Origin of the sequence: Streptomyces sp. NBC_00775, from assembly GCF_036347135.1 — a bacterium.
Lineage (GTDB): Bacteria > Actinomycetota > Actinomycetes > Streptomycetales > Streptomycetaceae > Streptomyces > Streptomyces lutosisoli.
This window is the reverse complement of the sequence record NZ_CP108938.1, coordinates 1,744,238-1,769,028: the sequence shown is the minus strand read 5'-3', so window position 1 is coordinate 1,769,028 and position 24,791 is coordinate 1,744,238. Positions and strand designations below refer to the sequence as shown.

Below are 24,791 nucleotides of genomic sequence, written 5' to 3'. Positions count from 1 at the left end.
CAGTTTGCCACCGACCAGGGGGGTCCCCAGCTCCGCCGGGATCAGCAGCAACACACACAGACCGACGGAGACATGAGGACATGACCGACGACGCCTTTCGCGATGCCATGACCCGCCTTGCTGTCGACCCGGCATTCAGGGCCCAACTCGACGGCGACACCGACGACATCTCACGAAGACTTGGCCTGACGCCCGAGCAGGTCGCCGAGCTCCGTCGGCTTCGTGTCGAATCCGGCACCGCCGAGGGGCCTGGCACGCTCGACGCGAGGCTGTCCAAGTCCTCCCTCTTCTTCGGCAGCGCGGCACACGCGCTGGCGCACCACGACGTGTCCGTCGACCACGCGCCCGTGGACCACGCGCCGGTCGAGCACGGGGCGCACGATGCCGGGGCCGGCGACGCCACGGCGCCGCACCTGGGTGAGGCCGACCCGGGCGACTATCGGGACGGAGCCGGCGCGCTTGACCGCGGTGCGTCCGACTCCGTCAGTCTGATCGGTGGTCAGCTCGACAACGCGGCCCTGGGCAGCGGAGATGCCCTGCTGGGTGACCCCGCCGGTGCGGGCGGTTCCGGCGACTTCGGCGACTTCGGGGGCTTCGGCGACGAAGGCGCGGGCGGCTTCAGCGGTGGTGAAGACGGCTTCGGCGCCGGGGGTGCGGACGGATTCGGCGGAAGTGAAGGCGGCCTGGGCGGCTTCGGTGGGGGCGAAGGCGGCTTCGGGAGTTTCGGGGGTTCCGGCGGCGGCTCCGAAGGTGGCTTCGGCGGCTTCGGCGACGGTGGGGGCGGCGGGTCGGAGGGGAACTTCGGCGGCGGCTTCGGGGGGCACGACGGGAGCGGGAGCGAGGGCGGCTTCGGCGGCGGTCACGGCGGAGGCGACGTCGGTGAGTTCGGCCACGGCGGCATCTATGAGCGCGGCGAAGGCGGAGACGGCGGTGGTGAGGGCGGCGGCGAAGGTGGTGGCGGCGAAGGAGGCGGCGGCGAGGGCGGCAGCGGTGGCGGCGGCGACCAGGAGAACACCGGCCGGCGACCCGGCGGTGGCGAAGGCGGCGGCGGAGGCGAGGGCGGAGGCGGCGGCGGAGGCGAGGGCGGAGGCGGTGGCGGCGGTGACGAGGGCTCCGGCCACGGACACGACGGCGGCTCCTCCGGCGGTGGTGGTGAAGGCGGCGGCGGTGGCGGCGACGGCGGTGGCGGCGAGGAGGGCTCCGGCCACGGACACGGCGACGGTCCTTCCGGCGGTGGTGGCGGTGGCGGTGGCGAAGGAGACGGCGGAGGCGGCGGCAGCCAGGAGAACACCGGCCGTCGGCCGGGCGGCGGTGGTGAGCCCGGCGGCGGTGGTGGTGAAGGAGACGGCGGCGGCAGCCAGGAGAACACCGGCCGGCGCCCCGGTGGAGGTGGCGAGCCCGGTGGTGGTGAAGGCGGCGGCCGCGGGGGCGTCCTCGGCGGTTCCGAGAGCATCCGCGGCGGCGTGACCGCCCCTGGTGCGGGCGGCATCAGTACGCATCTGTCGCCTTCCGGCCCCGGCACCGCCGCACCCGGCGGTGGCTTCTCCGACGGCACGTTCACCAGTGGTTCCGGAGCGGGCTGAGCCGGATGCTGTGCCATGTGTGTCGCGTTCACGTACGGCGCGACTTCCCTTACTGCCTGCACTGCGGCACGCTCCGCCGCGGTGCGGCGCCGACGTCGTTCGCCGCGCCCCAGCTGCGCGGCGTCGACGATCCCGCACTGCTCGTACCGCTGACCGGTCCGGTGACGACGCTGGGCCGGGACGCCGACAACGACGTCGTCCTCTCCGACGGCAGCGTGTCGCGCCGGCATGCCCGGATCGTCCGCACCGAGACAGGCTTCCGGATCGAGGACCTGGACTCGTTCAACGGCACGGCGGTCGGCGGAGTGGACCTGCACGGAGGGTCGGCGCACCTCGCCGACGGCGCCGACCTGTCCGTCGGTGATGTCCGCTTGGTGTTCGAGCAGCCCCGCGATGCCCGGGTCGGCTCACGCACCATGGTCGTCGGCACCCAGCTGACCCAACTGCCCACCGCCCTCCAGGAGGAGGTGCCGGAGGCGACCGGGCCCCTCACCGCGCGACCCCGCCGCCGCTCGGGGTGGGCGCTCAAGCAAGTACCCACCGACCGCGGTGAACCCGGCTGGGTGCTGAACAACACGCGGACAGGCGTGTATCTGCGGCTGGACGAGCGCGAGGTGTTCCTCTGGAACGCCGTCGACGGCGAGAACACCGTACGGGATCTGCTGTTCGCCTACGCGGACCGCTTCGGTGAGCTCGCGCTGCCGCGGATCGAGGCCGCGCTGGCGGCGTTCGCGGACGCGGGACTGCTGCGCGGCCTGCCCGGCCGCCCCGGGGAGGAACAGACCATGGGCTGGCGGCGGGCCGGGCGTGCGCTCTACCGGGCCCTGCTGAAACTGGAGGTGTCCGTACCGGGCCTCGACGGCGCCGTGACCCGCCTGTACAGCGCGTTCGGCTGGCGGTTCTTCACCAGGACCGGGGTGACGCTCGTCTGGCTGTCGGTCGTCGGCGGTCTCGTCGCGTTCTTCACGGCGCAGCGACGGCAGCACCTGCTGGACTTCGGCGGAGCCGGCGTCTGGGGCCCGGTGACGCTGGCCGCGGGGTATGTCTCGGCCCTGATGGTGCATGAGCTGACGCACGCGCTGGCCGTGAAGTCGTACGGCCGCAAGGTCCGGCGCGGCGGGTTCCTGCTCATGATGGGGATGCCCTTCGCGTTCGTGGACACGAGCGACATGTGGTTCGGCTCCCGCTGGTCGCGTGTCGTGGTGGCGCTGTCGGGACCGGTCTCGACAGCGGCGCTGGCCGGCTGGTGCGCGGTGGGCGCCGCCTACCTCCCGGCAGGTCCGGCCTCGGCCGTGCTGTTCCACCTGGCTTTCGGGCTGTACCTGAACACGCTCTACAACTTCAATCCCCTGATGCCGCTGGACGGTTATCAGGCGCTCACCGACGCGCTGCGGGTGCCACGGTTGCGCGAGGAGGCGAGTGCCTACTTCCGCAAGGGGCTCTGGCAGGACCTGCGGGCGGGCCGCCGGCCCGGACCGCGCCAGACGGGAATGGCCGCCTACGGTCTCGCGGTCGTCGCCGGGACGTACGGCTTCCTGGTCCTCGCCCTGCTCGCCTGGCGTTCCCGGATGGGGGACCTGTTGCACGGACGGGTGTCCGCGCCGTGGGATGCCGTGATCGTGGCGGTCGTGGTCGGCCTGGTGGCCTTCCCGGTGTGGGCCGCACCGGCGCGCTGGCTGATACGCCAGGTGAAGCGGCGGCGCGAGGCCGGCGGCGGTCCGGAGTCCGTGCCGGCCGGCGCGGCCGTGGAGGGGGCGGCATGACGGGAGGTGCGGACGGCGCCGCCGAGTGGGCCGTGCCCGGCTACCTTGCCGTACGGACGCTCGGCGAGGGCGCCGGCGGCCGCGTCGTACTGGCCCGGCACGCGGCGACGGGCGTACCCGTCGCCGTCAAGTACCTGAGTGACCGGCTCCGTGACGACCAGGAGTTCCTGGCCCGCTTCCGGGCCGAGGCGCGGCTGCTGGGCGATCTGCGGCACCCATGTGTCGTACGGCTGTACGAGTATGTCGAGGCGCGCCGGGGTGCCGCGATCGTGATGGAGGCGGTGAACGGAGTCAGCCTCCGTGAACTGCTGCGCGCGCGGGGGGCGACCGGTCCGGAGGCCGCCCTGGTCCTGCTCAAGGGTTCGCTGCTGGGGCTCGGTGCGGCCCATTCGGCGGGAGTGGTCCACCGCGACTACAAGCCGGAGAACGTCCTGGTGCGTGCCGACGGTTCGAGTGCGCTCGCCGACTTCGGGATTGCCGTACGGGCCGGCCGTGAGACGGAGGCCGCGGGCACACCCGCCTATATGGCGCCCGAGCAGTGGCGCGGTGAGCCCGCGGCACCGGCGGGCGACGTGTACGCCGCGGCGGCGGTGTTCTTCGAATGCCTGACCGGTCGGCGGCCGTTCGCCGGTGACGATGTGACGGCGCTGCGCCTGCAGCACCTGAGGGCACCCGTGGCGCTGGACGACGTACCCGATCCGGTCCGTGGCCTGCTGCGCAGGGGCATGGCCAAGGACCCGGCGGACCGGCCCGGAATCGAGGCGTTCCTCGCCGATCTCGAACGGGCCGCCACCGAGGGGTACGGCGTCGGCTGGGAGGAGCGCGGACGCCGTCGCCTCGCTGAACTCGCCGCCCTGGCAGCCCTGTTGTTCCCGTTCGCCATCACACCGGCCGTCTACGAGGCCTCGCGCGCGCTGACCGTACTGGGCCGGCTGAAGCGCGGCGGCTGGAAGGCGGCTGCCGGGGCCGCCGCACTGGCGGTGGTCGCCGGCGCGGTGACCTCCGCGACGGCCGGCCCGCACGACACGACGACGACCGCGGCCAGTTCCACCCCGACGGGATCCTCCGGTACGACCCCGTCCTCCCTCTCATCCCCCTCCGTCGCACCGTCCGCCTCGCCCGGGACGACCCCGTCCGCGGCCGGCGGATCACCGTCCGCTACCCCCTCGGTGGGCCCGTCGCCGGGGGAGACGTCGGACACCCCGTCGACGAGCGTCACACCGCCCGTCGTATCAACGTCCCCGACGACCGGAACCTCGGCCGTGCCGACCCCGGGAACGGTCACGGTCACCATCGGCTCCTGGAGCCGCGGGCAGAACCCCGGCACGCTGATCGCCGCCGTCACCGTCGAAACGACCGGCACCGGACCCCTGACGCTGACGGCGGACTTCTATGTCAACACGCCCGCCGATCCCTACGGTTCCCAGACCCGGACGCTGTCGGGCAGCACGCAGTACGCGGTGAGCTTCGAGGCCGACTTCTCGAACCACCCGTGCAGGGGCACGTGGATCGTCGCCCTCACGAGCAGTCCCCAGGCCGCGGACGGGACACAGACGGCTTCCGTGGACGCGCCGCCGTGCTGAACGGCGACGACGTCGAGGCGCCGGTGCCGTACATCGACGAGAGCACATCGACACATCGACACATCGAGGAGAGCGGATCGACATGACGACAGCCGCCGTGGTCGCCGGGCGTCCTCTTTCCGGCTGGTCACGTGACACCCGCTGGGGCACCTGGTACGCCCTGTGCCCGGAGTCCGCCGACGCACCGCCGCTCGGCGCGTTGCGGATCGAACGCGCGCTGCTGACGCCGCAGGGAGCACGCGAGCGGCTCGCGAGCGCGGTGCTCGCCGTGGGCAGGCTCCGGCTGCCCGGTGTGCCGGCCACGGTCGACCTCGTGGCGGAGGCCGGGGAGGTGTGGCTGATCACCGCGCGGCCGCCGGCTCCCACGCTCGCGGACCTTCTGGCCGCCGACGGCCCCCGACCGGACGCGGGCAGCGTGGCGAGCGTCCTCAACGAGACCGCCCAGACGCTGCTCGCCCTGCACGCGACCCGACTTGCCCACGGATCGCTCACCGTGGACAACGTCGTGCTCGCCCCGGACGGCACCGCCCTGCTCGCCGAGTCGGCGCTGGGCATCGCGCTGGGCGACGACATGCCCACGGCATCCGCCCAGCGCGCCGACATCGCCGCCTGGGCCGCCGTCGCCCGGACACTGGGCGACGCCTGGGCGGCGGCCGGCACTCCGGAGGCGGACCTGTTCGCCCGCTGCGCCGCCACCGCCGAGTCCGACGGCCTCGTCGCCGCCCGCGCGGTCCTCGTCGCCGGGCGCGAGGTCCTCCCCGCGGACTTCCTGCGGCGCACCGCGCTCCGCGCGGCGGCAGCCGCCGCGTCCGCGGACCTCACTCCGCCGGTGACGCGGGACGCGCCGCCCGCCGTGGGGGAGACGGCCGGCGAAGCACCCACCGCCCCGGACCCCGAGACCGCGGTCCCGGGGCGGGACGACCATGCCGGATTCCCCGCCGTGCCGGACACACAGCTCACGGTCCCGGGGCGGGCCGACCGTGTCTCACGCCCCGCCGCCCCGGACGAGCAGGCCACCGTCCTGGGCAGGCGAAACCGCACCCCCGACGCGATGCGCACACCGGCCACGGAAGGAGACGGGGACGGCGACATCCTGCTGCGCTTCGGCCCCGGCGTCCCTGCCGACGAGCAGGAGACCCTCCGTGCCCTGTGGCGGGCCGCCGCCCCGGCACCGGCCGGTGAGCGACGAAGACGACGCGCCTGGTTCGGGGCGACCGTGGTCCTGACAGCCCTCGCCGTCGTGGTCTGGCTGTTGCTGCTGCGCCCGACCGCCGGACCGACTGTCACGGCCGCCGAAGTCCAAGCGCCCACCCGGCAGTTGCACTGCGGCCAGACCGCCGACGTCACCGGCGTCATGACCACCGACGGCCGCGGAGGTCCGGTGACCTACCGCTGGCTGCGCAGCGACGGTCACGACTCCGGTGAGCTGATCCACACGGCCCGTCGTGGCGACCGGAGCCTCACCGTTCACCTGCGCTGGACCGTCCGCGGCTCCGGCCGCTTCCAGGGGACCGCCCGCCTCCAGGTCCTGCACCGGAGCGGCTCGGACAGCGGAAGCGCTCCGATCGAGGCGGAAGGCAGCTTCAGGTACTCCTGCCGGTGAGCCGTGGGTGACCTCTTCCATGACGGTGGGGACCGCGTGTCCCGCTAGCCGAGCTTCGAGACCTGGTAGTGGCTGATGTACCAGCCGTCCTCCAGGCGTGTCACCAGTACGCCGAGGCTGACGCCGAGGGTGGGCCGGTCGGTGAAGGCGAAGTCGACGTCCAGGTAGCCCAGTACGAGGTTGTCGGCGGGGCGCCTGGTCTCGAGAATCCGATACGTGGCCGTCATCCCGAGGGGCTGGGAGTCGTAGTAGGCGGCGATGCCCGGCCTTCCGACGCTGTAGGGGTGCAGTCCCTGGAAGATCGCGTCTTCGGTGAACTGGGCGGCGACCCGCTGCGGTTCGTGCCCGTCGACGGCGGCCTTCCACCGGTCGAGGACGTCGCGCAGGATCGCCTCACTGTCTGTCGCTCTGTTCATCGGGGTTCTCCTCTCGGCGTGTGTCTTCAGTGGCCGGCGCTCATGCCACCGTCGACGTGGAGGATCTCGCCGGTGACGAACGGGGCGTTCTCCAGGTAGATCACCGCGTCGATGATGTCGCTCGGCTCGCCCATCCGGCCGACCGGTTGCAGGGCGGCGAGGGCCTCATGGGTCTCCTCGGGGTGCATGGGCGTCTTGATGGTGCCGGGTGAGACGGCGTTGCTGCGGATGCCGCGCTTGGCGTACTCGATGGCGAGGGACTTGGTGGCGGACTGCAGTCCGCCCTTGGTCAACGAGGCAAGCACGGAGGGGACGTTGGAGTTGGCGTTGTCGACCAGGCTGGTGGTGACGTTGACGATATGGCCGTCACCATGGGCGAGCATGTGCTCGATGGCCAGCTGGGTGATGCGGAAGAAGCCGGCGAGGTTCACACCGGTCACGGCGGCGTAGTCGTCCTGGGTGTAGTCGGTGAAGGGCTTGGCGACGAAGACGCCCGCGTTGTTGACCAGGGTGTCGATACGGCCGAATCGCTCGATGCCGGCGGCGACGGCGCGTTCGGCGGTGGCGGGGTCGGCGATGTCACCCTGGACGGTCAGGATGCCCGCGTCGTCGGAGGGTTCGATCGTGCGCGAGATGGCGACGACGGCGTGGCCGAGCTTGCGGTAGGCGTCGACGAGACCGGCGCCGATGCCCTGCGAGGCGCCGGTGATGACGGCGACCTTCTGGTCCTGAGAGCTCATGATGATCTTCTCCGGGATGAACGAGAGGGAGTGGGAGCCTCCCGACCGGCTCTTCGATTACTAGCCGACCGGTCGACTAAATGGAACGTAAGTCGCCCGGCGAAACGAAGTCAAAGGTCGGAAGGGCCCAGCCCAGGACCGCTCTTCTCCCTGCTGGGAGGCGTGGCCTTCCAGCGCAGGTCAGCGGGACCGGTGCGGATCGCCCTCGGGCAGCCAGGCGTCCGGGGCGTGGATCCCGAGGTCGCCCACGCCGTCGCAGAGGGCGTCGATCACGGCGAGCACCGCGGGGCGGTCCTCGCCCTCGCGCCAGACCAGGGACCAGGTCCAGTAGATCTCCGGTGCGACGACCGGGCGTTGGACCAGGTCGTGCGGCAGGGGAGTGGTCTGGCCCTTGGGGGAGTTGACGACCGGACGGCCGCTGCGGCGGACGTGGTCGAAGAACGCGGGTCCGGTGATGCCACCGTCCGAGACGCGTACCGCGCGGGCCCCGGTGTCCTGGGCCAGCAGCTCCCCGTAGACGTTCCAGGACGACCAGGAGGTGGTGTCGTCGTCGAGGAGGACGACGGTGTCCCGGGCGGGCACGTCGCTCGTGTCGTCGCCGGTGGCAACGGCGTAGAGCCGGTCGGCGCCGATGAGCCGGGCGTGCAGGCCGCTTCGCTCCAGGTCCTCGGTCCGCACCCAGCACACCGCGAGGTCCAGGCCACCGGCGGCGACCCGGGCGGCCTGCGTGTGCGAGGGGGCGATCCAGGCGTCGACGTGGAGTTGGGCCACCGCGGCGGTGCGCGCGGTCAGATCCGGCGGGAGCCAGTTGACGTAGCCGAGCCGTACCGGTTCCGATCCGGACAGCCGACCGGCACGCCGCTGGAGGTCGTCCGCCCGTTCGAGCAGGGCGCGGGTGTGCGGGAGCAGGGCCGCACCGGCCGGGGTGAGGGAGACCGAACGGCGGTCGCGGTCGAACAGCCGTACACCGAAGTCGCGTTCCAGTGCCTTGATCTGCTGGGACAGGGAGGGGCCCGCGATGAGCAGGCGCTCCGCGGCCCGGCCGAAGTTCAGTTCCTCGGCGACCGCGACGAAGTACCGCAGTTGGCGCAGCTCCACGCCCGTCATGCTACGTCGGTGCGAGGCCACGCCTTCCAGCAGGGAGGAAGCCGGTCGTGGCGGCACACCAGGTGCGGGCCGACGATGAGTACAGGGAAGCCCGGCGGCCTGAGACGGTCGACGATCACCACCAGCGGCGCTCCGGTCCCCGCCGGACGCCCCATCGAGCGGAGCGGGACCATGCGAGAGTTCCTGGTCGAGATCACCACCACCGTCCCCGAGGGCACCAGCCAGGACGAGGTCGACCGGCGACGCGCCGCCGAAGCCGTCCGCGCCGGGGAACTGGCGGGCACCGGCAACCTGGCGCGGCTCTGGCGCCCGGTCGGTGAGCTGCGCAGCATCGGCATCTGGCGAGCCGCCGACGAGGACGAGCTCCACGAGAAGGTGCTCGGCACGCTCCCGCTGCGCCCGTGGATGACTCTCACCGTCACCGCACTGGAGTCCCACCCCAACGACCCGGGCCGAAGCGACGCCGCGCGGTGACGGAACGCCTTTCCGTTCCCCGTCCTCGCCGCGGGGGCCCACCTGCGGTTCCGCCGTTCTGCCGGGCTCCTGACCGCCGGATACCCCTCGCCCTGGTCCTCGGCTCCTGGCCGTCACGCCCCTGCCTCGGCACGGCTACCACCAGGCCCTGATCCTGGCCCCTGGCCGCCGTCGTGGTCCTCGCGGCCGCCACGGCCGCCGCCGTGCTGCGTATCGGGTTCCCGCGCGACATGGTGGTAGTACGCGACGTTGCCGAGCCGCGGTCGGCCGGCCGTTCGCGGTTCCGGTCCCCGGAGTGACGTGCCGCCGATGACCCCGGCTCGCCACCGACGCCTCAGACGTGGAGCCCGTCATGACCACAGCGCAGGACCTGCTGATCGTCACCATGGACGTCGAGTCCAGCCGTCCCGTCGATCAGGGCGACCTGTCGCTGGCCCTCGCGGGAGCCGAACTGGTCGACCTCCTCGACGCCCAGGCCCTCACCCTGGACGGCGACCTCATCGTGCCCGGCCCGCACTGGACCATGGGTGACCCCCTGTTGGGCGAGGCCGTGTCGTCGCTCACCCGGCAGGCGCCGTACGAGTCCGTCGAGGACTGGCTGTGGCGGCGGGGCCGCGGCCTTTCCGCGGCCTACGGCGCCGTCCTGCGGGCGGAAGGACACGTCACCCGGCGACGCCGCCGCTGGATTCCCGTCCGGACCGGCCCCACGGCTCTGGTCGACTCGCCGGCCCGTCGCCACGCCGCCGACCGCTGGACGTCAGGCGAGCCTGTCCTCGCAGGCTTCGCGGCCGCCGTGGGCATCCACCATGAGCCGACCGATCCGACCGATCCGACCGAAGAGCCCGCGAACCTTGCCGACGACGCGGTCGTGACCGTACTGGCCGCCGTCCACCACGCCGTGACGGAACTGGAAGGCGTACGGCAACGGCGAAGCGTCGAAGAGGCGGCCTTCGACAACATCTGGCGAGGCCAGTGAGGCGCATCGCGCCGCATCAGCCATGTCGACGCGATGCCTTCGCCCGCAGCGCCGGGCCACCGGGTGATCGTCCCGTGCCCGCGCGGTCATGGCACGACCCGGAGGAGTCAGGTGCCGGCCACGGCCTCCCGCGGCGCGCGAGCGCCGAGCAGGGCCAGGCAGTTCGCCCACAGGGGGCCGAGCCGATGGGTGCTGTTGTAGAGCTTGGCGAACAACACCTGGCCCTCCAGCTGGGCGACCACCGCCCGTGCGGCCTCCCGGGTGTCGGTCGCGGTGATCTCCTCGCGCTCAAGGGCCTCGGCGATGACCGAGTCGACCAGCTCGACCTGCGCGTCGAAGATCTCCTGAAGCCGTGCGCGGATGGCCTCGGTGTGGTTGCTCAACTCCAGGGTGAGGTTCCCGAACAGGCAGCCCGAGACGGTGCCGCAGCCCTGCTGTCCGGCGCGCTGGCCTGCCTCTGTCTCCTCGAACAGCAGGCGCAGCCGTTGCAGTGGTTCCTCGCCGCTGTTCAGGATGCGTGTCCAGGTGCGCTGCTGGCCGGCCCAGTGCTCGTCGATCACGGCCAGGGCGAGAGCTTCTTTGGAGGCGAAGAAGTAGTAGAAGCTGCCCTTGGGTACGCCCGCCGCCTTGCAGATCTCGGCCACGCCCAAGGCCGAGTAGCCGCGCAGCTCGATGAGCGATTGCGCGGCGCTGAGGATCTTCTCCCTGGCGTCGCTGGTCCGTCCCATGGGGCAAGTGTACGACCGGTCGTCTATCACCCATATGGGCTGATTGGCCCGCGTGTTCAGGATGCGTTCAGGGTGTGGCTGCCACGTTGATCATCATGCCGTCAAGGCATGTGCACCGTTGAGCCACCCCCCCCCACAGGAGAATTGAACATTGGACAAGCCGGAACTCGTGACCGATCCGAGTGCCACCGATCCGAGTGTCACCCCTCTGAGCGTCGCCGATCCCGGCACGTACGTGATGAAGAAGCTGCCGGAGGTGACCCTGGCCTTCTGGGTCATGAAGATCGCCGCGACGACACTCGGCGAGACGGCGGGCGACCTCTTCGCCCAGACCCTCAAGCTGGGCTACTTCCTCACCACCATCCTGCTGTTCCTGATCTTCGTGATCACGCTGGTCGTGCAGCTCAGGTCACGCCGGTACAACCCGTTCTTCTACTGGACCGTGATCCTGTCGACCAGCATGGCCGGCACCACGATGTCCGACTTCATGAACCGTGACGCCAGCGCCAAGTACCTCTCGGGCGGCGCCACTTCGCTCGGCTGGGGGCCGCAGGGCCTCGGGCTCGGATACCCCGCGGGTGCCGCGATCCTGATCTCGCTGCTGATCGTCATCTTCGCCGTCTGGAGGATGACCGGACAGACGTTCGTCATCCGCGACATCGTGACCTTCCGGGGCGAGGCCCTCTTCTGGGCGGCGATCCTCGTGTCGAACACACTCGGCACCTCCATGGGTGACTTCCTGTCCGACAGTTCCGGACTCGGCTACGCGGGCGGCGCGCTGCTGGTGGGCGGCGTACTCGCGGTGCTCCTCGCGCTGACACGTGTGCCGGTCGTGCCGAATGTCCTGCTGTTCTGGTTCGCCTTCGTGCTCACCCGCCCCCTCGGCGCCACGGCGGGTGACTTCCTGACCAAGCCCGTCGCCAAGGGCGGTCTCGACCTCGGCACGGCGGGCTCCTCGGCCGTGCTCTTCGCGATCCTCATCGGCCTCATGGGCTACGCCCACGTCAAGGAGCGGCGGTCGTAACGGGTGACTACCAGTCGGGCAGTGTCTCGGCCAGCAGTCGCAGCAGGTCGCCGGTGGCGTCGACCGCGCCGAGCGCGGGCAGCGCGCCCAGGGCGAGGACGGCCGCCCCGATGGGCCACAGGTCGGGCGGCGGGGCCGTCTGCAGCGCCGCGATCCGGCGGGTGACGGCATGTTCGGAGAAGTGCAGGGCGCAGCCCGTACGGGCGCGCTGGGAGATGAGGGCGGCGCGGGCGAGGGCGCGCGCGGTGGTGCGGCGGTCGCCGACGCTGCCCGCGGCCACCTCGTCGGCCCAGCGCTCCAGCAGGAACGTGACGGTGGTGCGCACCGGCACGAGCAGCGGGTTGGCCGCGGCCGCCAGGATCACGGCGGTGGACAGCGCCGAGTGCCGGTGGGTGAGATGAGCGCGCTCGTGGGCCAGCAGGACGCGCCGCTCCGCGGGCTCCAGCGCGCCGAGCATCGCGGCCGTGACCAGGATCCGGCCCGGCGTCCCGGGGATCGCGAAGGCGTGCGGCGTCGAGGAGGCGGCGACGATGAGTTCGCTGTCCGGCGGGTGCCCTTCGCACAGCCGGAGCAGGACCCGGCGGGTCGCGTAGTGCGCTCGTACCGCGTGGAAGAGCCGGAAGGCGATCACGCCGAGGGCGGCGACCGCCACGACGGCGATGGTCTCCGGGACGGGCTCGGGCAGTGCGCGGCCTTGCTCGCTGGCCTCCGCGGCCACCGAGGGGGCCCGGTTGATCAGTGTGGCGGAGAGCAGGAACAGCGCCCAGGTGGAGGCGGCCGCGGTCAGCACGCCCGCGACGGTGAGGACGCGGGCCGCCAGGGCGGGCGACACCCGCCTGCCCACCTGCGGTGCGACCGCCGGGAGCAACAGCGACAGGACGATCGGAACGTAGACGTCGATCCTCATGGCCCGTTCCCCCCGAGGAGGTCGCGCAGGGCCTCTTCCTCCTGGGGGCTCAGCCCGGTGACGAACTGCTGGAGGGCCGCGATCGGGTCGGGTCCTCGGTCGAGTGCTTCGTGCATGGCCTCGGCGGTCAGTTCGGCCGCGTTCTTGGCGGGCCGGTACGCGCCGCGCCGTCCGTCCACGTCACGCAGGACCAGACCCTTGTCGTACAGGCGCTTGAGGATGGTGTGCACGGTGTTGTAGGCGAGACCGCCGCCGATCTCGGCCTGGATCTCGGCGGGCGTCAGCGCGTCGTCGGTGGCCCACAGGGCGGCGAGGACTTCGCTCTCCAACTCGCCCGCGCTGCGCCGTTCCGCTCTGCCGTGGGGGCCTGTGCCAGCCATGTCCGTCACCTTACAGCGCGTAGGGGCACGCGGACCGGTGCGGACATCCGGATGGCCTTCCCGGCCTGCACCGGTGGGCGGTACGCGCTAATTTGGCGGTGTTTTCCCGGCTCCCGCCCTCACCCTACGTCTTGTAGGGTGAGGGAAACCCTACATCTTGTAGGGCTGAAGGGTGGACGATGCTCAAGACCTTGAACGTCCCGCCCGTCGGCGCCAAGCGCCACGGTCCGCAGGCCATGCCCAACTACTGGGTCGTGATCGGCGCCCTGGCCGGCGTCGGCTGCTTCCTGCGCGCCCAGGCGGACCGCTTCGACCGGGCGGCACCGGGGGGAGCGGGCCTGAGCACCGCCCTGATGGCGCGGATGCGGCCCACCGACGTGATCTGGGCGACCCTGCCCCTCTTCGTCCTCGTCGTGGCCGTCCGCCGATGGCGCCGGCCACGACTGCTTCTCGCACTCGTCGCGGGCCTGGTGGCCGGAGCGGGCGAGTGGATCGCCGACGCCCTCGTCCACCTGGTCACCGCCCCGGGCCGGGCCGCCACCGTGCAGCGCACCACCCCCTCCCACCGTGGCTGGGCGAGCACCGCGGCCGAGCTGCACCGGCTCGGCGTACGGCCGCCCTGTCCGCTGACCGGCTGTCAGGCCGTCCCGATCGCCTTCTACGCCGGCTGCTCCTCCGTCGTGACCAGCGGCCACAACGCCAACACCACGCAGTCGGATATCGTGCGGGCCGGACAGCGCGAACCGGTCGCCGTGGTCACCACCCCGGCGGGACGCCCGCCCGCGTACGCCCGCGACTGGGCCCCGCACCGCGCCGGTGACCTGCGTGTCCACGTCGTCCGAGGGGCCGGAGGCGGAACGGTATGAGCCTCCCGCCCAGCGCCCCTTCGACAGCCGCCACCGGTCCGGCGTCCACCAGAGGCCCGGTGTCCGTCGGCCGACGGCTCTCCTGGCACGCCGGAGTCACGCTCGTCGTGGTGCTGTGCGCCGTGTACGCCGCCCGCCGTCACTGGCCGGTGATCGAGACCGGCGCGGCACGGCTCGCCGTCGCCGACCGCGGCTGGCTGCTGGTGGCGACCGCCGCCACCGTGGCGACCTGGGCATGTTCGGCGCTCGCCCAGCAGGGCGCGGTGGCCCGGCCGTTGCCCACCGGGCGTCTGGTGGCGGTGCAGTTCGCGGCCTCCGCCGCCAACCATGTGTTGCCCGCCGGTATCGGGGCGGGCGCCGTCAACCTGCGCTTTCTGACCCGGTGCGGGCTGCCCGTCACCCGGTCGGCGACCGCGCTCGCGGTCAAGGCCACCGCCGGGACCGTGGTGCGAGGCTGTCTGATCGCCGCGCTCGCGCTGGCCTGTCCCGGCGCGCTCCGCTTCCCGCACGTCTCCGCGACGGCATGGGCGGTGACGGTCGCGGTGGCCGTCACCGCCGTGGTCCTCGTGTCCGGGCCGCTGCGGCGCGCGCTGCGAGCCGTGCTGGCGGACGTCCGGGCCGTGCACGAAGTTCCCGCGCGGGCGGTCGCGTTGTGGGGCGGCTCGCTCGCCTTCGCCTCGCTGCACGCCGCCGTGGTCATCGCCGTCACCCAGGCCATCGACCTGCCGCTGCCCCCGGCCCAGGTGGCACTGGCCTACCTCGCCGCGAGCAGTGCCGCCGTGCTGCTGCCGACCCCCGGCGGCTTCGGCTCCCTGGACGCCGCGCTCGCCCTGGCCCTCACCCTCGCCGGAGCACCGGGCGGGGCGGCGGCGACGGCGGTCCTCGGCTACCGGCTGCTGACCGTGTGGCTGCCGCTGCTCCCGGGGCTGCTGGCGCTGGGAGTGCTGGTGCGCCGCCGGGTGCTGTGAAGGACCGTACGGATCAGGTGAGTTCGAGACGGCGAAACGCCTTGTCGCTCACGTGGTGTTCGTCGGCCCCGCCCGGCACCCGTACGCCAGAAGTGATCCCGCACGCAGTCAGGATGTGTTCAGACTCCGGCTGCCAGGGTCGGGCCTCATGACTGAGACTTCTGAGACTTCTGAGACGTCCGGGGCGTACCTCCGCACCGAGGCCGCCCCAGGCCACCGCCTGCGCTGGAACAAGGTTCCCGAGGTCACCGCGTTCTTCTGGATCATCAAGGTGCTGTGCACGACGGTCGGCGAGACCGCTGCGGACCTTCTGAACGAGAAGCTGAACATGGGCCTGACCGGCGTGTCGCTGCTGATGAGCGCGCTGCTGGTGGTGGTCCTCGTGGTCCAGTTCCGTACGAAGGCCTACAAGGCCGGCGTCTACTGGCTCGCCGTGGCCCTGATCAGCGTTGTCGGCACGCTGATCAGCGACAACCTCACCGACAACCTGGGCGTGCCGCTGGAGACCAGCACCGCCGTGTTCGCCGTCGCCCTCGCCGTGGTCTTCTTCGTCTGGTACCGCCGCGAGCGGACCCTGTCGATCCACAGCATCGACTCGACCTCACGCGAGGCCTACTACTGGCTGGCGGTGCTGTTCACCTTCGCGCTGGGCACCGCGGCCGGTGACCTCGTCGCCGAGAAGATGGCTCTCGGGTACTGGGTGTCCGCCGTCCTGTTCGGCCTCGCCATCGCCGCGGTCGCCGTCGCGCACTTCGCGCTCGGCCTGAACGCCGTACTCAGCTTCTGGATCGCGTACATCCTCACCCGGCCGCTGGGCGCCTCCGTCGGCGACTACCTGTCGCAGCCGACCGGCGACGGCGGCCTGGGCTTCGGCACCGTGGTCACCAGCGTGCTGTTCCTCGCGGTGATCCTCGGCCTGGTCGTGTACCTCTCGGTGACCCGCCGGGATGTCACCGGCGCCGACCGGCTCACCCCGCGGGAAGGCTGACCACGAACGCCGCGCCCGAGGTGTGCCGCCCGTCGTGGTGCACCTCGCCGCCGGCGGAGCGGGCCAGGCGTCGCGCGAGCGGCAGCCCGAGGCCCGCTCCGCCGTGTCCGTCCCCGGGATCGGCGCGGCGCCCCGGCTGGAAGAGCTGCGGCACGAACGACGCGGGTACGCCGGAACCGTCGTCCCTGACCTCGACGCGTACGCCGCCCGGGCGGGCGCCGGCCCGGATCTCCACCCGGGTGCGCGCGTGCCGCAGCGCGTTGTCGAGCAGGGGGCTGACGATGCGCTCCAGGAGGGCGTCCGGCACCCCGGCCGACAGTGCGGTGTCCCGCCCGGTGACGACGACCTCGACCTTCTCCGCCTTCTTCGCCTTCTCGGTCTTCGCCGCGCGGTCCGCGAGCCGTCTCAGCACAGGCAGCACGTCGGTCGTGCCCGGGGCGGAGGCCGCGCTGTCGCGGGCGTCGTCCAGCAGCGTGTCGCAGATCGTGCGCATGGACTGGGCGGCGTCGGCGATGGCCTCGTGCGTGGTCCGGGTGTCGGCGGCCGAACGGGGCCGGGCCTGCCACCAGTCGAGCTCGGCGATGATCCGGGCGAGCGGATTGCGCAGCTCGTGCGACAGCTCCCGGGTGAGCTGCTGCTCGTGCCGCAGCAGCGCGCGGATACGGTCCAGGAGCGCGTCCAGTGACCCGCCCAGCTGGGCGAGTTCGGTGGGCCGGGCCACGCTCCCGAAGCGTTCCTCGGAGGCTATGGCGCTCCACTGGGTGGCGTGCTCGGTCATGGTGCGCACGGGACGCAGCGCGCGCCCCACCGCCAGGCGCGTCAGCGCGTATGTACAGGCCAGCATGACGGCGTCGAGCGCGAGCGACGCGAGGAGCAGGGCGTCGGCCGAGCTGCGGTACGGGGACAGGTCCAGCGCGGTGACGACGGTCGCGGCGCCCTGGTCGCCGGGCACCGGCCGTGAGCACAGCCGGACCGCGCCGTGGGCGTGGGCGGTGACGCAGTGCCGGCCCGCGCGCGCGGCCAGCCGGTCGGCGGCGCGGGTCAGCGGGCCGGTGGCGGTGGCGGACGGGGGTTTTTCGAGGAGCCGGTCGCCCGCATAGATCCATACGTTCGTGTCGAGGAGTTCCTCGCCCGGCGTCTCCAGCACGCGCACCTTGGGACCGCTGGCATCGATGGTCGCGGCGACGGCGGCGCCCCGCGTACGCAGTTCGTCGTCCGCCTGGTGCTGAAGGTGGCGCTGGACGACGGTGTTGAACGCGACGGTGAGGATCACCATCAGCAGCGTGGCGGTGGTCAGCGCGACCAGCGAGAGCCGGCCCCGCAGGGTACGCGGCCACGACCGGGAGACGAACGCCCTCATGACAGGCGGTGCCCGATACCGCGCGCGGTGGTGACGGTCAGCTCGCTGCCGCCGTCCCGGAGCTTGCGGCGCAGCCGGGTCAGATACTGGTCGAGCGTGTTGTCACTGACCTGGGCGCCCTCGGGCCAGCCCGCCCTGATCAGCTCCCGTCTGCGCACGATGTCCCCGGACGCCGCCATGAGCGCCGCCAGCAGCCGGAACTCGGTGGGAGTCAGGCCGACTCTGGTGCCCTGGACGGTCAGGCTGTGCCCGACCGGATCCAGGATCAGATCACCGGTCGTCGGGGTCGGGACAGAGCCGGTGCGCTTGAGGGCCGCTCGCAGCCGGGCGGCCAGCTCCGTGAGATGGAACGGCTTGGGCAGATAGTCGTCGCCTCCGGCCGAGAAGCCCGCCAGCCGGTCCGTGAGGTGGTGATGGGCCGTCAGGAAGATGACGGGGGAGAGGAAGCCGCCCGCCCGGAGCGCCTGGCACACATCGCGCCCGTCCGCGTCGGGCAGCCCGACGTCGAGCACGGCCGCGTCGATATCGTCCCCGGCCAGCCGCAGCGCGGTCGCGCCGTCCTGCGCGGGCACGGTGTCGAAATCCTCGTCCCGCAGTCCGCGCAACAGGACGTCACGCAGGGCGTGATCGTCCTCGACGACCAGGATCCGGTGCCGCATGCCTCTCCCTCACCTTTGCTCGTACGGCATAGCCTCGGCGAGTTGTGGCGCGACCAGCAGGGGCCTCAGCCGCGATCCCGTGAGGCGGTGCGCCAGCGTCTCGGGGACCCGCCGCAGCGCCGCCGTCAGCAGCATCGCGATCAGCGTGCCGACCAGGACCCCGGCCACCACATCGTGCGGGTAGTGCACGCCCACCCAGACGCGCGACACGGCCATCGCGCAGGCGGCGACCACCGCGACGGTGCCGAGGCGGCGGGAGACGAAGAGCAGGGCGACGGCGGCCGCGGCGGCGATGACCGCGTGATTGCTCGGGAACGACCAGTCACCCGGCGCCGGACACGCCTCCAGCGTCTTCACCCGCAGGCTCTGACAGGGCCGGTCCTCGCGCACCAGCATCTTGAACACGGAGTTCACCGCGTACGCCACGACCACGACCACCGGCACGGCGAGCGCGATCAGGGCGGCCCGGGCGCTCACCCGCCGCGCCTGCCACCAGCCCAGGAGCATGAACACGGCGAACAGCCCGAGCCCGTACGTCGACCAGGCGGACACCAGGCTGTCCAGCCACGAGGGGGAGTCCTGGGCGAGATCCAGCACGTAGGTGTAGGCGGAGCCGTCGATCGAGGAGCCGTCGAACGCGAGGATCATCCCTGGACCCCCTTCTCCGCGGCGGTGGCCCGGCGGGAGCGGTACAGCTCGGCGGCGAGCGGGAGCAGGGACACGATGACGATCACGGCGATCATCGGGAGCAGATACCGGTCGACGTTCGGGATCGACGAACCCAGTGCGTATCCGCCGAGTGTGAGGCCCAGGCTCCAGACCAGTCCGCCGATCACCTGCCACAGGGTGAAGGTCCGCACGGGCACGTGCAGCGCGCCCGCCATGGGGTTCAGCACCGTGCGCACCACGGGGACGAAGCGGGCCAGCACGATCGCCTTCGCATGGCCGTAGCGCTCCAGCAGCTCTTCTGCGCGCTGGGCCCCCACGTGCAGCCGGGGCGAGCCGCTGCGGGCGAGCAGGGCGCCGCCGGCCTTCCGTCCGAGCAGGTAACCGCACTGCGAGCCGGCCAGTGCGCCCACCGCGGCGGCGACCAGGAGCGGGCCCAGCGACAGCTTCAGGCCACCGTGACCGGACCCGGTGCACAGCAGGCCCGCCGTGAACAGCAGGGAGTCACCGGGCAGGAAGAAGCCGATCAGCAGGCCGGTCTCCGCGAACATCACGACACCCACGCCCAGCACACCGAAGGCGGCGAGCAGGGACTGCGCGCTGAGAACATTCACGGCGAGCTGTGACGCTGCGAACATGGGTGCGGCCATTGTCGCGGGCCCTCTCATACTGGACGGGCGGGTACGGTCGACACGTACCCGAGTGACTACAATCCTGTAGACGGTCTACTGAACTGTAGACGATGGCGGGGTGAGGATCGTTCCCATGACCAGCGCGAAGGACGAACGCCGACCGGCGGGCGAGCTCGAGGCCAGTGTGATGGCCGCTCTCTGGGCCGCCGGGGCACCGCTCACGCCCGGGCGTGTACAGCTGGAGCTGGACTCGGGTCTGGCGCGTACGACGGTGACGACGATCCTGTCCCGGCTGCACGAGAAGGGCATCGTCGGCCGCGAGCGGCAGGGCCGGGGCTACGCGTACTTCCCCATCCAGGACCCGCACGGTCTCACCGCCCGGCGCATGCACAGCGAACTCGACCGGGACGACGACCGCGAGACGGCCCTGGCCCGGTTCGTCGCCCAGCTCAGCCCCGACGACGAGCGGCTGCTGCGCGATCTGCTGGAACCGGGTGAGGCATGACGGCTCTGCTGCTGATCCCCCTGCTGGTGCCCTTCGCGGTGCCGGCGCTGGCCCGCCGCTGCCTCGGCCGTCTCGCACCCGTGACCGCGCTGTGGACGCTGACGCTCGCCGTCGTGGTGCTCGCCGGAGCCTCGGTGGCCGCGCTGGGCGCGCTGCTTCTGACCGGCCTGTTCAAGCTGCCGGTCTTCGCGGGCCTCGGCGATCTCGTCCACCCCCTGCGCACCGCCTCGGACCTGGTCGTCCTGCCCGCGGCGGCGGCCGCCACCGGCGCGCTCACCGTCGGCGCCTGGACCCTGGGGCGTTCGGCCCTGCGTCAGCTCCGCGCCTTCCGCACCGCCCGCACCGAGGCCGACCGCCGCCCCGCCGCGGGTGACCTGTGCGTCATCGAGTCACCGCACCCGGACGCGTACGCCCTGCCGGGCCGCCCGCACCGGATCGTCGTCACGACCGCCATGCTCCGCAGCCTCGGCGCCGACGAACGCGAGGCGCTCTTCGCCCACGAGCGGGCCCACAACGCGGGCGGCCACCACCGCTTCCTCCTCGCGGCCGAACTCGCCGCCCACTGCCACCCCGGCCTGCGCCCGGTCCGCCCGGTCATCGCGCTCGCCGCCGAGCGCGCCGCCGACGAAGCCGCCGCCGCCGTGGTGGGGGACCGGCGCCTGACCGCCCGCGCCATCGCCCGCGCCGCCCTGGCCGCCACGGCGTCCCCTTCCACCCGCCCCGACTTCGCCCCCGCGGCCACCTCGGGCCCCGTACCCCAACGCGTCGCGGCCCTCCTCGCTTCCCCGCCCCGCCGCCACCGCGCCGCCCCCTGGATCGCCCTCCTCCTCGCCGCCTCCGCAACCGCCTCCGCAGGCGCCTCGGCGGCAGGCGTCCTCGCCTTCCACCACGAGGTGGAGATCGCCCAGGGTGAAGAGACCCCCTGACGGCTCCAGCGGACGGCTCCGCGCGAATCGCGGGGCGCAGCCCAGCTCCTAAGGGGCGCGGGGAACTGCGCGAGCAACCCCCACAGCCCCGCACCCAGACAAGCAACCCCCACCCACCCCCACCCAAGGGGCGCGAGGAACTGCGCGCCCAGCCCCCACGGCCCCGCACCCAGACAAGCAACCTCCACCCACCCCCACCCAAGGGGCGCGAGGAACTGCGCGCCCAGCCCCCACCCACCCGCAGCCGACACACAACTCCCACCCACCCCACGGGGTCTGGGGCGGAGCCCCAGGAACGGGATGGGACGGGTAGGGGCGGCGGGGGCGAAAAACCCTACGGGGCTAGACGCGGCCCCGTCGCCCCCCTCCCATGCGGCTCCCCAGCACGACCCCCACAACAGGCCCGACCGCCAGCAGCACAGCAAGTACCCCGAACCCGTACGCCAACGTCGCCACCGTGGCGACCGATGCGACGAGCAACGGCCCACCCGCATCCCCCAGTTCACGCCCCAGCTCAGCCGCACCCATCGTCTGCCCGAGCCGCTCCCGAGGAGTACCGCCCGCCAGCGCGGCAAAGCCCAGCGGAGTGATCAGCCCCGTGCCGGCGCCGATCAGCGCGGCCGCGAGCAGAACGCCCGTCAGCCCGGGCAGCGTCGCGCAGACGAGCCCCGCGGCGGCGGTCAGCAGCCCGGCGCCGATGCCCGCGCGGGCGGTCAGCCGGCCCGCGTCCAACGCCCGCCCTGCGCGCGGCTGGACCACCGCCGCACAGGCCGCGAGGACCGACACCGCGGCACCGGTCGCCACCGTGCCGAGCCCCGCCGCCGCCCCGGAGACGGGCAGGAACCCCACCCCCACGGACAGCGCGGCCGTCGCACCCGCGAGCGCCGCCGTCGGGGTGAGAAACGCGGGATCGGCCAGCCGGCGGGCCAGGTCGAGCACGGTCTGCCGGGTACGCGGCAGCGGCGGCACGCGCGGCACGGAGAACAGCGCCCATACGGCGACGGCCGCGCCCAGCACGGTGAGCACGCCGAACAGCAGCCGCAGCCCGCCCGCCCACACGAGCACACCGCCCAGCAGCGGCCCCAGCGTGTAGCCGATGGACTTGTAGAAGCCGTAACTCCCGTACGCCCGCCCGTGCCCCGCCGCCGGATTGAGGCGGGCGACCAGCGCGGAGGCCGCCGGCGAGAACGCGGAGGCCGCCGCGCCCTGACCGAGCCGGGCCGCCCACAGCAGGCCGGGCCTGTCCACCACGACGTACAGCGCGGACGCGGCGGCGAAGGCGACGAGCCCGCCGAGCAGCACGGGCCGGGCGCCGATCCGGTCGGCGAGCGTGCCGAACACCGGCTTCAGCAGCACCTCGGCGCCGTCGTAGAGGGCGAGCAGTCCGCCCAGGACGAGGAGCGAGGTGACCCGGTCCTCGGAGCGCCCGCCCAGGTTCGCGGCGATGCCGTGCGCCCCGAACGCGGTGGTGAACCCGGCGGCGTACAACGGCCACATCTGCCGCGCGTGCGCCGCCTCCGTCACCTCACTCGGGCGTGTCACTGAGGCCGAGCCGCAGATGCTCCACGTGGAAGACCGCCTGGTCGAGGAGTTCGGCGACATGGTGGTCGTGGAGCGCGTACACCACCGAGCGGCCGCTCCGCTCGCCGACGACCAGGCCCAGGTTGCGCAGCAGGCGCAGCTGATGGGAGCAGGCGGACTGCTCCATGCCCACCGCCGCGGCCAACTCCGTGGCCGGAAGCTGGCCTTCGCGCAGCCGGGCGAGGATCAGCAGGCGGGAAGGGGTCGACAGGGCCTGGAGCGTGGTGGCCACCTTCGCGACGTTGGCCGCGTCCAGACGTACACGCGGGGTGGCGTCCTGCGCGGCGGTGACGGCTCCATGACCCATGGGCGGTATCTTACCCACCGTACATGAAGATATGAATGAGTCTTCATGTGTTCCTGTGTGGTCTCCGCGTGACTCCCGCTCTCGCCCCGCCACCCGTCACCGCCCCCCCCGCCCCGGCGACCCCGCGCCTACTAGCGCTGCCCGACGCCCGCTGGGCGCTCCTCGCGACCGTCGCCTTCCTGCTCGCACTCCCGTCGCACCTCGGCGGCGCGCCCGGGTGGACGTACGGCCCGCTCTACGCGATCGCGTACGCCGCCGGAGGCTGGGAACCCGCCCTCGAAGGTCTGCGGGACCCAGAACCTGGTCGTCGCCGGTACGTTCATCACGGCCCTGGTCCTGTGGGACCTCCTCGGCCACCTTCCGCTCCCGCTCGGCGTCGCGGGCCACGAGGGTTCCACCGTCCTGGTCGGCCTGAACGGGCTGCGGCTGCTGCGGGAATCCGCGTGGCGGAGGACGGACGTCGGCTAGCCGCAGGCAGCCCCACGTACATGTCGTATTCTCGCCAGCCCCGCCCTCGCGCGTGTCCGATGCTTGAGACATGCAGAACGCGATGCACACGGATACCGAGCGCTGCGTGCGCGCCGTCCAGTCGAAGGACGCGCGCTTCGACGGATGGTTCTTCACCGCGGTGCTGACCACCAGGATCTACTGCCGGCCCAGCTGCCCGGTCGTGCCGCCGAAGCCGGAGAACATGACGTTCCTCCCGAGCGCGGCCGCCTGCCAGCAGGCCGGATTCCGGGCCTGCAAGCGGTGCCGCCCGGACACCAGCCCCGGCTCACCCGAGTGGAACCAGCGCGCCGACCTGGTGGCCCGCGCGATGCGCCTGATCGGCGACGGCGTGGTGGACCGCGAGGGCGTGCCGGGCCTGGCCACCCGGCTCGGCTACAGCACCCGCCAGATCGAACGGCAGCTGCTCGCCGAGCTGGGCGCGGGACCGCTGGCGCTCGCCCGGGCCCAGCGCGCCCAGACCGCGCGGCTGCTCATCGAGACCACCCCGCTCCCGATGGCGGAGATCGCCTTCGCGGCCGGGTTCTCCTCCATCCGCACCTTCAACGACACCGTGCGCGAGGTCTTCGCACTGTCGCCGAGCGAGTTGCGCACCCGCGTGCCCAGGAAGCGGGCGGCGGGCACCGCGGGAGCGGGTGCGCCGGGGGTCCTGAGCCTTCGGCTCCCCTTCCGCGCCCCCCTCAACCCCGACAACCTGTTCGGCCACCTCGCGGCGACCGCCGTACCCGGCGTCGAGGAGTGGCGCGACGGGGCGTACCGGCGCACCCTGCGCCTGCCCTACGGCCACGGGATCGCCGCGCTCACCCCGAACACCGACCACGTCGCCTGCCGCCTCAGCCTCAGCGACCTGCGCGACCTGCCCGTCGCGATCAGCCGCTGCCGCCGCATGCTCGACCTGGACGCCGACCCGGTCGCGGTCGACGACCAGTTGCGGACCGACCCGCTGCTCGCCCCGCTCGTCGACAAGGCGCCGGGCCGCCGGGTGCCGCGCACGGTCGACGAGGCCGAGTTCGCCGTACGAGCCGTGCTCGGCCAGCAGGTCTCCACGGCCGCGGCTCGCACCCACGCGGCCCGCCTGGTCACCGCGCACGGCGAACCCGTCGACGACCCGGAGGGCGGCCTCACGCACCTCTTCCCCTCCTCCGAGGCGCTCGCCGCACTCGACCCCGAGTCGCTCGCGATGCCGCACACCCGCCGCACCACGTTCACCACGCTCGTACGCCAACTCGCGGACCGCACCCTCCACTTGGGTGTCGAGAGTGACTGGGCCGAGGTCCGCGCCCGACTGCTGGCGCTGCCCGGCTTCGGCCCCTGGACGGTCGACGTCATCGCGATGCGCGCTCTCGGCGACCCCGACGCCTTCCTCCCCACCGACCTCGGAATCCGGCGCGCCGCCCAGGAGTTGGGCCTGCCCTCGACCCCGGCGGCGCTCACCGCACGCGCGGCAGCGTGGCGGCCGTGGCGGGCGTACGCGGTCCAGTACCTGTGGGCGACGGACAGTCACCCGATCAACTTCCTTCCGGTATGAGCCCGTTGGGCCGA

At 72.8% G+C, this 24,791-nt stretch carries 26 protein-coding genes; 12 read left to right on the top strand and 14 right to left on the bottom strand.

Annotated features, from left to right (window positions below; translation table 11 throughout):
- Window positions 1-170 precede the first annotated feature (170 nt).
- Window positions 171-1,499, bottom strand: coding sequence for a hypothetical protein (locus tag OIC96_RS08045; RefSeq protein ID WP_330308546.1), 1,329 nt, complete (start codon window positions 1,497-1,499; stop codon window positions 171-173).
- Window positions 1,500-1,600: 101 nt separating this feature from the next.
- Between OIC96_RS08045 and OIC96_RS08040 the strand changes: the two genes are divergently transcribed.
- The 3 genes from OIC96_RS08040 to OIC96_RS08030 all read left to right on the top strand — a co-directional run bounded on the left by OIC96_RS08040 (window position 1,601) and on the right by OIC96_RS08030 (window position 6,532).
- The gene (locus OIC96_RS08040) at window positions 1,601-3,346 is read left to right on the top strand and encodes an FHA domain-containing protein (protein ID WP_330308547.1); all 1,746 of its coding nucleotides are present in this window, start codon (window positions 1,601-1,603) and stop codon (window positions 3,344-3,346) included.
- The gene (locus OIC96_RS08035; RefSeq protein ID WP_330308548.1) at window positions 3,343-4,929 is read left to right on the top strand and encodes a serine/threonine-protein kinase; all 1,587 of its coding nucleotides are present in this window, start codon (window positions 3,343-3,345) and stop codon (window positions 4,927-4,929) included. Before OIC96_RS08040 ends, OIC96_RS08035 begins: the two co-directional genes overlap by 4 nt.
- Window positions 4,930-5,011: 82 nt before the next feature.
- Entirely contained in the window at window positions 5,012-6,532 is a 1,521-nt protein-coding gene (locus OIC96_RS08030) for a hypothetical protein (protein WP_330308549.1), read from the top strand.
- 44 nt (window positions 6,533-6,576) lie between these two features.
- Here the strand turns inward: OIC96_RS08030 and OIC96_RS08025 are convergent, their stop codons facing one another.
- From OIC96_RS08025 to OIC96_RS08015, 3 genes are all read right to left on the bottom strand, one after another.
- Window positions 6,577-6,948 (bottom strand): YybH family protein, encoded by a 372-nt coding sequence (locus OIC96_RS08025; RefSeq protein ID WP_330308550.1) that lies wholly within the window; start codon window positions 6,946-6,948, stop codon window positions 6,577-6,579.
- Between the two features lie 26 nt (window positions 6,949-6,974).
- Window positions 6,975-7,688, bottom strand: a complete 714-nt coding sequence (locus tag OIC96_RS08020; protein WP_330308551.1) for an SDR family NAD(P)-dependent oxidoreductase — start codon at window positions 7,686-7,688, stop codon at window positions 6,975-6,977.
- A gap of 180 nt (window positions 7,689-7,868) precedes the next feature.
- Window positions 7,869-8,795, bottom strand: coding sequence for a LysR family transcriptional regulator (locus OIC96_RS08015; protein ID WP_330308552.1), 927 nt, complete (start codon window positions 8,793-8,795; stop codon window positions 7,869-7,871).
- 171 nt (window positions 8,796-8,966) lie between these two features.
- On the opposite strand from OIC96_RS08015, the gene OIC96_RS08010 reads away from it, so the two are divergent.
- Window positions 8,967-9,269 (top strand): muconolactone Delta-isomerase family protein, encoded by a 303-nt coding sequence (locus OIC96_RS08010; RefSeq protein WP_330310350.1) that lies wholly within the window; start codon window positions 8,967-8,969, stop codon window positions 9,267-9,269.
- 352 nt (window positions 9,270-9,621) lie between these two features.
- Window positions 9,622-10,245: a GOLPH3/VPS74 family protein gene (locus OIC96_RS08005; RefSeq protein ID WP_330308553.1), complete on the top strand. Its 624-nt coding sequence runs from the start codon at window positions 9,622-9,624 to the stop codon at window positions 10,243-10,245.
- A gap of 107 nt (window positions 10,246-10,352) precedes the next feature.
- Here the strand turns inward: OIC96_RS08005 and OIC96_RS08000 are convergent, their stop codons facing one another.
- A complete protein-coding gene (locus tag OIC96_RS08000) occupies window positions 10,353-10,973 on the bottom strand; it encodes a TetR/AcrR family transcriptional regulator (RefSeq protein ID WP_330308554.1) in 621 nt (206 codons plus the stop codon).
- Window positions 10,974-11,142: 169 nt separating this feature from the next.
- Here OIC96_RS08000 and OIC96_RS07995 point away from each other — a divergent pair, with 169 nt between their 5' ends.
- Window positions 11,143-11,997, top strand: coding sequence for a COG4705 family protein (locus tag OIC96_RS07995; protein WP_330308555.1), 855 nt, complete (start codon window positions 11,143-11,145; stop codon window positions 11,995-11,997).
- A gap of 7 nt (window positions 11,998-12,004) precedes the next feature.
- Here the strand turns inward: OIC96_RS07995 and OIC96_RS07990 are convergent, their stop codons facing one another.
- Window positions 12,005-12,904: a M48 family metalloprotease gene (locus tag OIC96_RS07990; RefSeq protein ID WP_330308556.1), complete on the bottom strand. Its 900-nt coding sequence runs from the start codon at window positions 12,902-12,904 to the stop codon at window positions 12,005-12,007.
- On the bottom strand, window positions 12,901-13,284 hold the full coding sequence (locus OIC96_RS07985; RefSeq protein WP_327433217.1) for a BlaI/MecI/CopY family transcriptional regulator: 384 nt from the start codon (window positions 13,282-13,284) through the stop codon (window positions 12,901-12,903). The genes OIC96_RS07990 and OIC96_RS07985 overlap by 4 nt, the downstream gene beginning before the upstream one ends.
- Before the next feature lie 179 nt (window positions 13,285-13,463).
- On the opposite strand from OIC96_RS07985, the gene OIC96_RS07980 reads away from it, so the two are divergent.
- The 3 genes from OIC96_RS07980 (at window position 13,464) to OIC96_RS07970 (ending at window position 16,106) form a co-directional block, all read left to right on the top strand.
- Entirely contained in the window at window positions 13,464-14,150 is a 687-nt protein-coding gene (locus tag OIC96_RS07980) for a hypothetical protein (RefSeq protein ID WP_330308557.1), read from the top strand.
- On the top strand, window positions 14,147-15,118 hold the full coding sequence (locus OIC96_RS07975) for a lysylphosphatidylglycerol synthase domain-containing protein (protein WP_406502168.1): 972 nt from the start codon (window positions 14,147-14,149) through the stop codon (window positions 15,116-15,118). The genes OIC96_RS07980 and OIC96_RS07975 overlap by 4 nt, the downstream gene beginning before the upstream one ends.
- 148 nt (window positions 15,119-15,266) lie before the next feature.
- A complete protein-coding gene (locus OIC96_RS07970; protein ID WP_330308559.1) occupies window positions 15,267-16,106 on the top strand; it encodes a COG4705 family protein in 840 nt (279 codons plus the stop codon).
- Here OIC96_RS07970 and OIC96_RS07965 read toward each other — a convergent pair.
- The 4 genes from OIC96_RS07965 to OIC96_RS07950 are packed head-to-tail and all read right to left on the bottom strand — an operon-like array spanning window position 16,087 to window position 19,429.
- Window positions 16,087-17,466 carry a sensor histidine kinase gene (locus OIC96_RS07965; RefSeq protein ID WP_330308560.1) on the bottom strand — a complete coding sequence of 460 codons (1,380 nt, stop codon included), beginning with the start codon at window positions 17,464-17,466 and terminating at the stop codon, window positions 16,087-16,089. The two genes, OIC96_RS07970 and OIC96_RS07965, sit on opposite strands and share 20 nt — an antisense overlap.
- On the bottom strand, window positions 17,463-18,125 hold the full coding sequence (locus OIC96_RS07960) for a response regulator transcription factor (RefSeq protein ID WP_330308561.1): 663 nt from the start codon (window positions 18,123-18,125) through the stop codon (window positions 17,463-17,465). Before OIC96_RS07960 ends, OIC96_RS07965 begins: the two co-directional genes overlap by 4 nt.
- A 9-nt stretch (window positions 18,126-18,134) precedes the next feature.
- Complete coding sequence (locus OIC96_RS07955; RefSeq protein ID WP_330308562.1) at window positions 18,135-18,773, bottom strand: phosphatase PAP2 family protein; 639 nt, start codon at window positions 18,771-18,773, stop codon at window positions 18,135-18,137.
- Window positions 18,770-19,429 carry a DedA family protein gene (locus tag OIC96_RS07950; protein ID WP_330308563.1) on the bottom strand — a complete coding sequence of 220 codons (660 nt, stop codon included), beginning with the start codon at window positions 19,427-19,429 and terminating at the stop codon, window positions 18,770-18,772. The genes OIC96_RS07955 and OIC96_RS07950 overlap by 4 nt, the downstream gene beginning before the upstream one ends.
- A gap of 127 nt (window positions 19,430-19,556) precedes the next feature.
- Here OIC96_RS07950 and OIC96_RS07945 point away from each other — a divergent pair, with 127 nt between their 5' ends.
- Both OIC96_RS07945 and OIC96_RS07940 read left to right on the top strand, forming a co-directional pair.
- Entirely contained in the window at window positions 19,557-19,928 is a 372-nt protein-coding gene (locus OIC96_RS07945; protein WP_327433224.1) for a BlaI/MecI/CopY family transcriptional regulator, read from the top strand.
- Window positions 19,925-20,854, top strand: a complete 930-nt coding sequence (locus OIC96_RS07940) for a M48 family metalloprotease (protein WP_330308564.1) — start codon at window positions 19,925-19,927, stop codon at window positions 20,852-20,854. Before OIC96_RS07945 ends, OIC96_RS07940 begins: the two co-directional genes overlap by 4 nt.
- A gap of 342 nt (window positions 20,855-21,196) precedes the next feature.
- Here the strand turns inward: OIC96_RS07940 and OIC96_RS07935 are convergent, their stop codons facing one another.
- From OIC96_RS07935 to OIC96_RS49835, 3 genes are all read right to left on the bottom strand, one after another.
- Window positions 21,197-22,351, bottom strand: a complete 1,155-nt coding sequence (locus OIC96_RS07935) for an MFS transporter (RefSeq protein ID WP_330310351.1) — start codon at window positions 22,349-22,351, stop codon at window positions 21,197-21,199.
- A 28-nt stretch (window positions 22,352-22,379) separates the two neighbouring features.
- Complete coding sequence (locus OIC96_RS07930; RefSeq protein WP_330308565.1) at window positions 22,380-22,742, bottom strand: ArsR/SmtB family transcription factor; 363 nt, start codon at window positions 22,740-22,742, stop codon at window positions 22,380-22,382.
- A 131-nt stretch (window positions 22,743-22,873) separates the two neighbouring features.
- A complete protein-coding gene (locus OIC96_RS49835) occupies window positions 22,874-23,068 on the bottom strand; it encodes a hypothetical protein (RefSeq protein ID WP_406502169.1) in 195 nt (64 codons plus the stop codon).
- A 212-nt stretch (window positions 23,069-23,280) separates the two neighbouring features.
- Between OIC96_RS49835 and OIC96_RS07920 the strand changes: the two genes are divergently transcribed.
- Window positions 23,281-24,777 carry an AlkA N-terminal domain-containing protein gene (locus tag OIC96_RS07920; protein ID WP_330308566.1) on the top strand — a complete coding sequence of 499 codons (1,497 nt, stop codon included), beginning with the start codon at window positions 23,281-23,283 and terminating at the stop codon, window positions 24,775-24,777.
- The last annotated feature ends 14 nt before the right edge of the window (window positions 24,778-24,791 follow it).

What these genes read in the sequence shown, in the direction of transcription:
- OIC96_RS08025 (WP_330308550.1), bottom strand. Translation starts at nt 6,948, where the DNA reads ATGAACAGAGCGACAGACAGTGAGGCGATCCTGCGCGACGTCCTCGAC.
- OIC96_RS07935 (WP_330310351.1), bottom strand. Translation starts at nt 22,351, where the DNA reads ATGTGGCCGTTGTACGCCGCCGGGTTCACCACCGCGTTCGGGGCGCAC.
- OIC96_RS07950 (WP_330308563.1), bottom strand. Translation starts at nt 19,429, where the DNA reads ATGTTCGCAGCGTCACAGCTCGCCGTGAATGTTCTCAGCGCGCAGTCC.
- OIC96_RS07930 (WP_330308565.1), bottom strand. Translation starts at nt 22,742, where the DNA reads ATGGGTCATGGAGCCGTCACCGCCGCGCAGGACGCCACCCCGCGTGTA.
- OIC96_RS07975 (WP_406502168.1), top strand. Translation starts at nt 14,147, where the DNA reads ATGAGCCTCCCGCCCAGCGCCCCTTCGACAGCCGCCACCGGTCCGGCG.
- OIC96_RS07980 (WP_330308557.1), top strand. Translation starts at nt 13,464, where the DNA reads ATGCTCAAGACCTTGAACGTCCCGCCCGTCGGCGCCAAGCGCCACGGT.
- OIC96_RS08015 (WP_330308552.1), bottom strand. Translation starts at nt 8,795, where the DNA reads ATGACGGGCGTGGAGCTGCGCCAACTGCGGTACTTCGTCGCGGTCGCC.
- OIC96_RS07985 (WP_327433217.1), bottom strand. Translation starts at nt 13,284, where the DNA reads ATGGCTGGCACAGGCCCCCACGGCAGAGCGGAACGGCGCAGCGCGGGC.
- OIC96_RS07945 (WP_327433224.1), top strand. Translation starts at nt 19,557, where the DNA reads ATGACCAGCGCGAAGGACGAACGCCGACCGGCGGGCGAGCTCGAGGCC.
- OIC96_RS07955 (WP_330308562.1), bottom strand. Translation starts at nt 18,773, where the DNA reads ATGATCCTCGCGTTCGACGGCTCCTCGATCGACGGCTCCGCCTACACC.
- OIC96_RS07960 (WP_330308561.1), bottom strand. Translation starts at nt 18,125, where the DNA reads ATGCGGCACCGGATCCTGGTCGTCGAGGACGATCACGCCCTGCGTGAC.
- OIC96_RS08000 (WP_330308554.1), bottom strand. Translation starts at nt 10,973, where the DNA reads ATGGGACGGACCAGCGACGCCAGGGAGAAGATCCTCAGCGCCGCGCAA.
- OIC96_RS08035 (WP_330308548.1), top strand. Translation starts at nt 3,343, where the DNA reads ATGACGGGAGGTGCGGACGGCGCCGCCGAGTGGGCCGTGCCCGGCTAC.
- OIC96_RS07970 (WP_330308559.1), top strand. Translation starts at nt 15,267, where the DNA reads ATGACTGAGACTTCTGAGACTTCTGAGACGTCCGGGGCGTACCTCCGC.
- OIC96_RS07940 (WP_330308564.1), top strand. Translation starts at nt 19,925, where the DNA reads ATGACGGCTCTGCTGCTGATCCCCCTGCTGGTGCCCTTCGCGGTGCCG.
- OIC96_RS08020 (WP_330308551.1), bottom strand. Translation starts at nt 7,688, where the DNA reads ATGAGCTCTCAGGACCAGAAGGTCGCCGTCATCACCGGCGCCTCGCAG.
- OIC96_RS08010 (WP_330310350.1), top strand. Translation starts at nt 8,967, where the DNA reads ATGCGAGAGTTCCTGGTCGAGATCACCACCACCGTCCCCGAGGGCACC.
- OIC96_RS08030 (WP_330308549.1), top strand. Translation starts at nt 5,012, where the DNA reads ATGACGACAGCCGCCGTGGTCGCCGGGCGTCCTCTTTCCGGCTGGTCA.
- OIC96_RS08005 (WP_330308553.1), top strand. Translation starts at nt 9,622, where the DNA reads ATGACCACAGCGCAGGACCTGCTGATCGTCACCATGGACGTCGAGTCC.
- OIC96_RS07965 (WP_330308560.1), bottom strand. Translation starts at nt 17,466, where the DNA reads ATGAGGGCGTTCGTCTCCCGGTCGTGGCCGCGTACCCTGCGGGGCCGG.
- OIC96_RS07920 (WP_330308566.1), top strand. Translation starts at nt 23,281, where the DNA reads ATGCAGAACGCGATGCACACGGATACCGAGCGCTGCGTGCGCGCCGTC.
- OIC96_RS08045 (WP_330308546.1), bottom strand. Translation starts at nt 1,499, where the DNA reads ATGCGTACTGATGCCGCCCGCACCAGGGGCGGTCACGCCGCCGCGGAT.
- OIC96_RS07990 (WP_330308556.1), bottom strand. Translation starts at nt 12,904, where the DNA reads ATGAGGATCGACGTCTACGTTCCGATCGTCCTGTCGCTGTTGCTCCCG.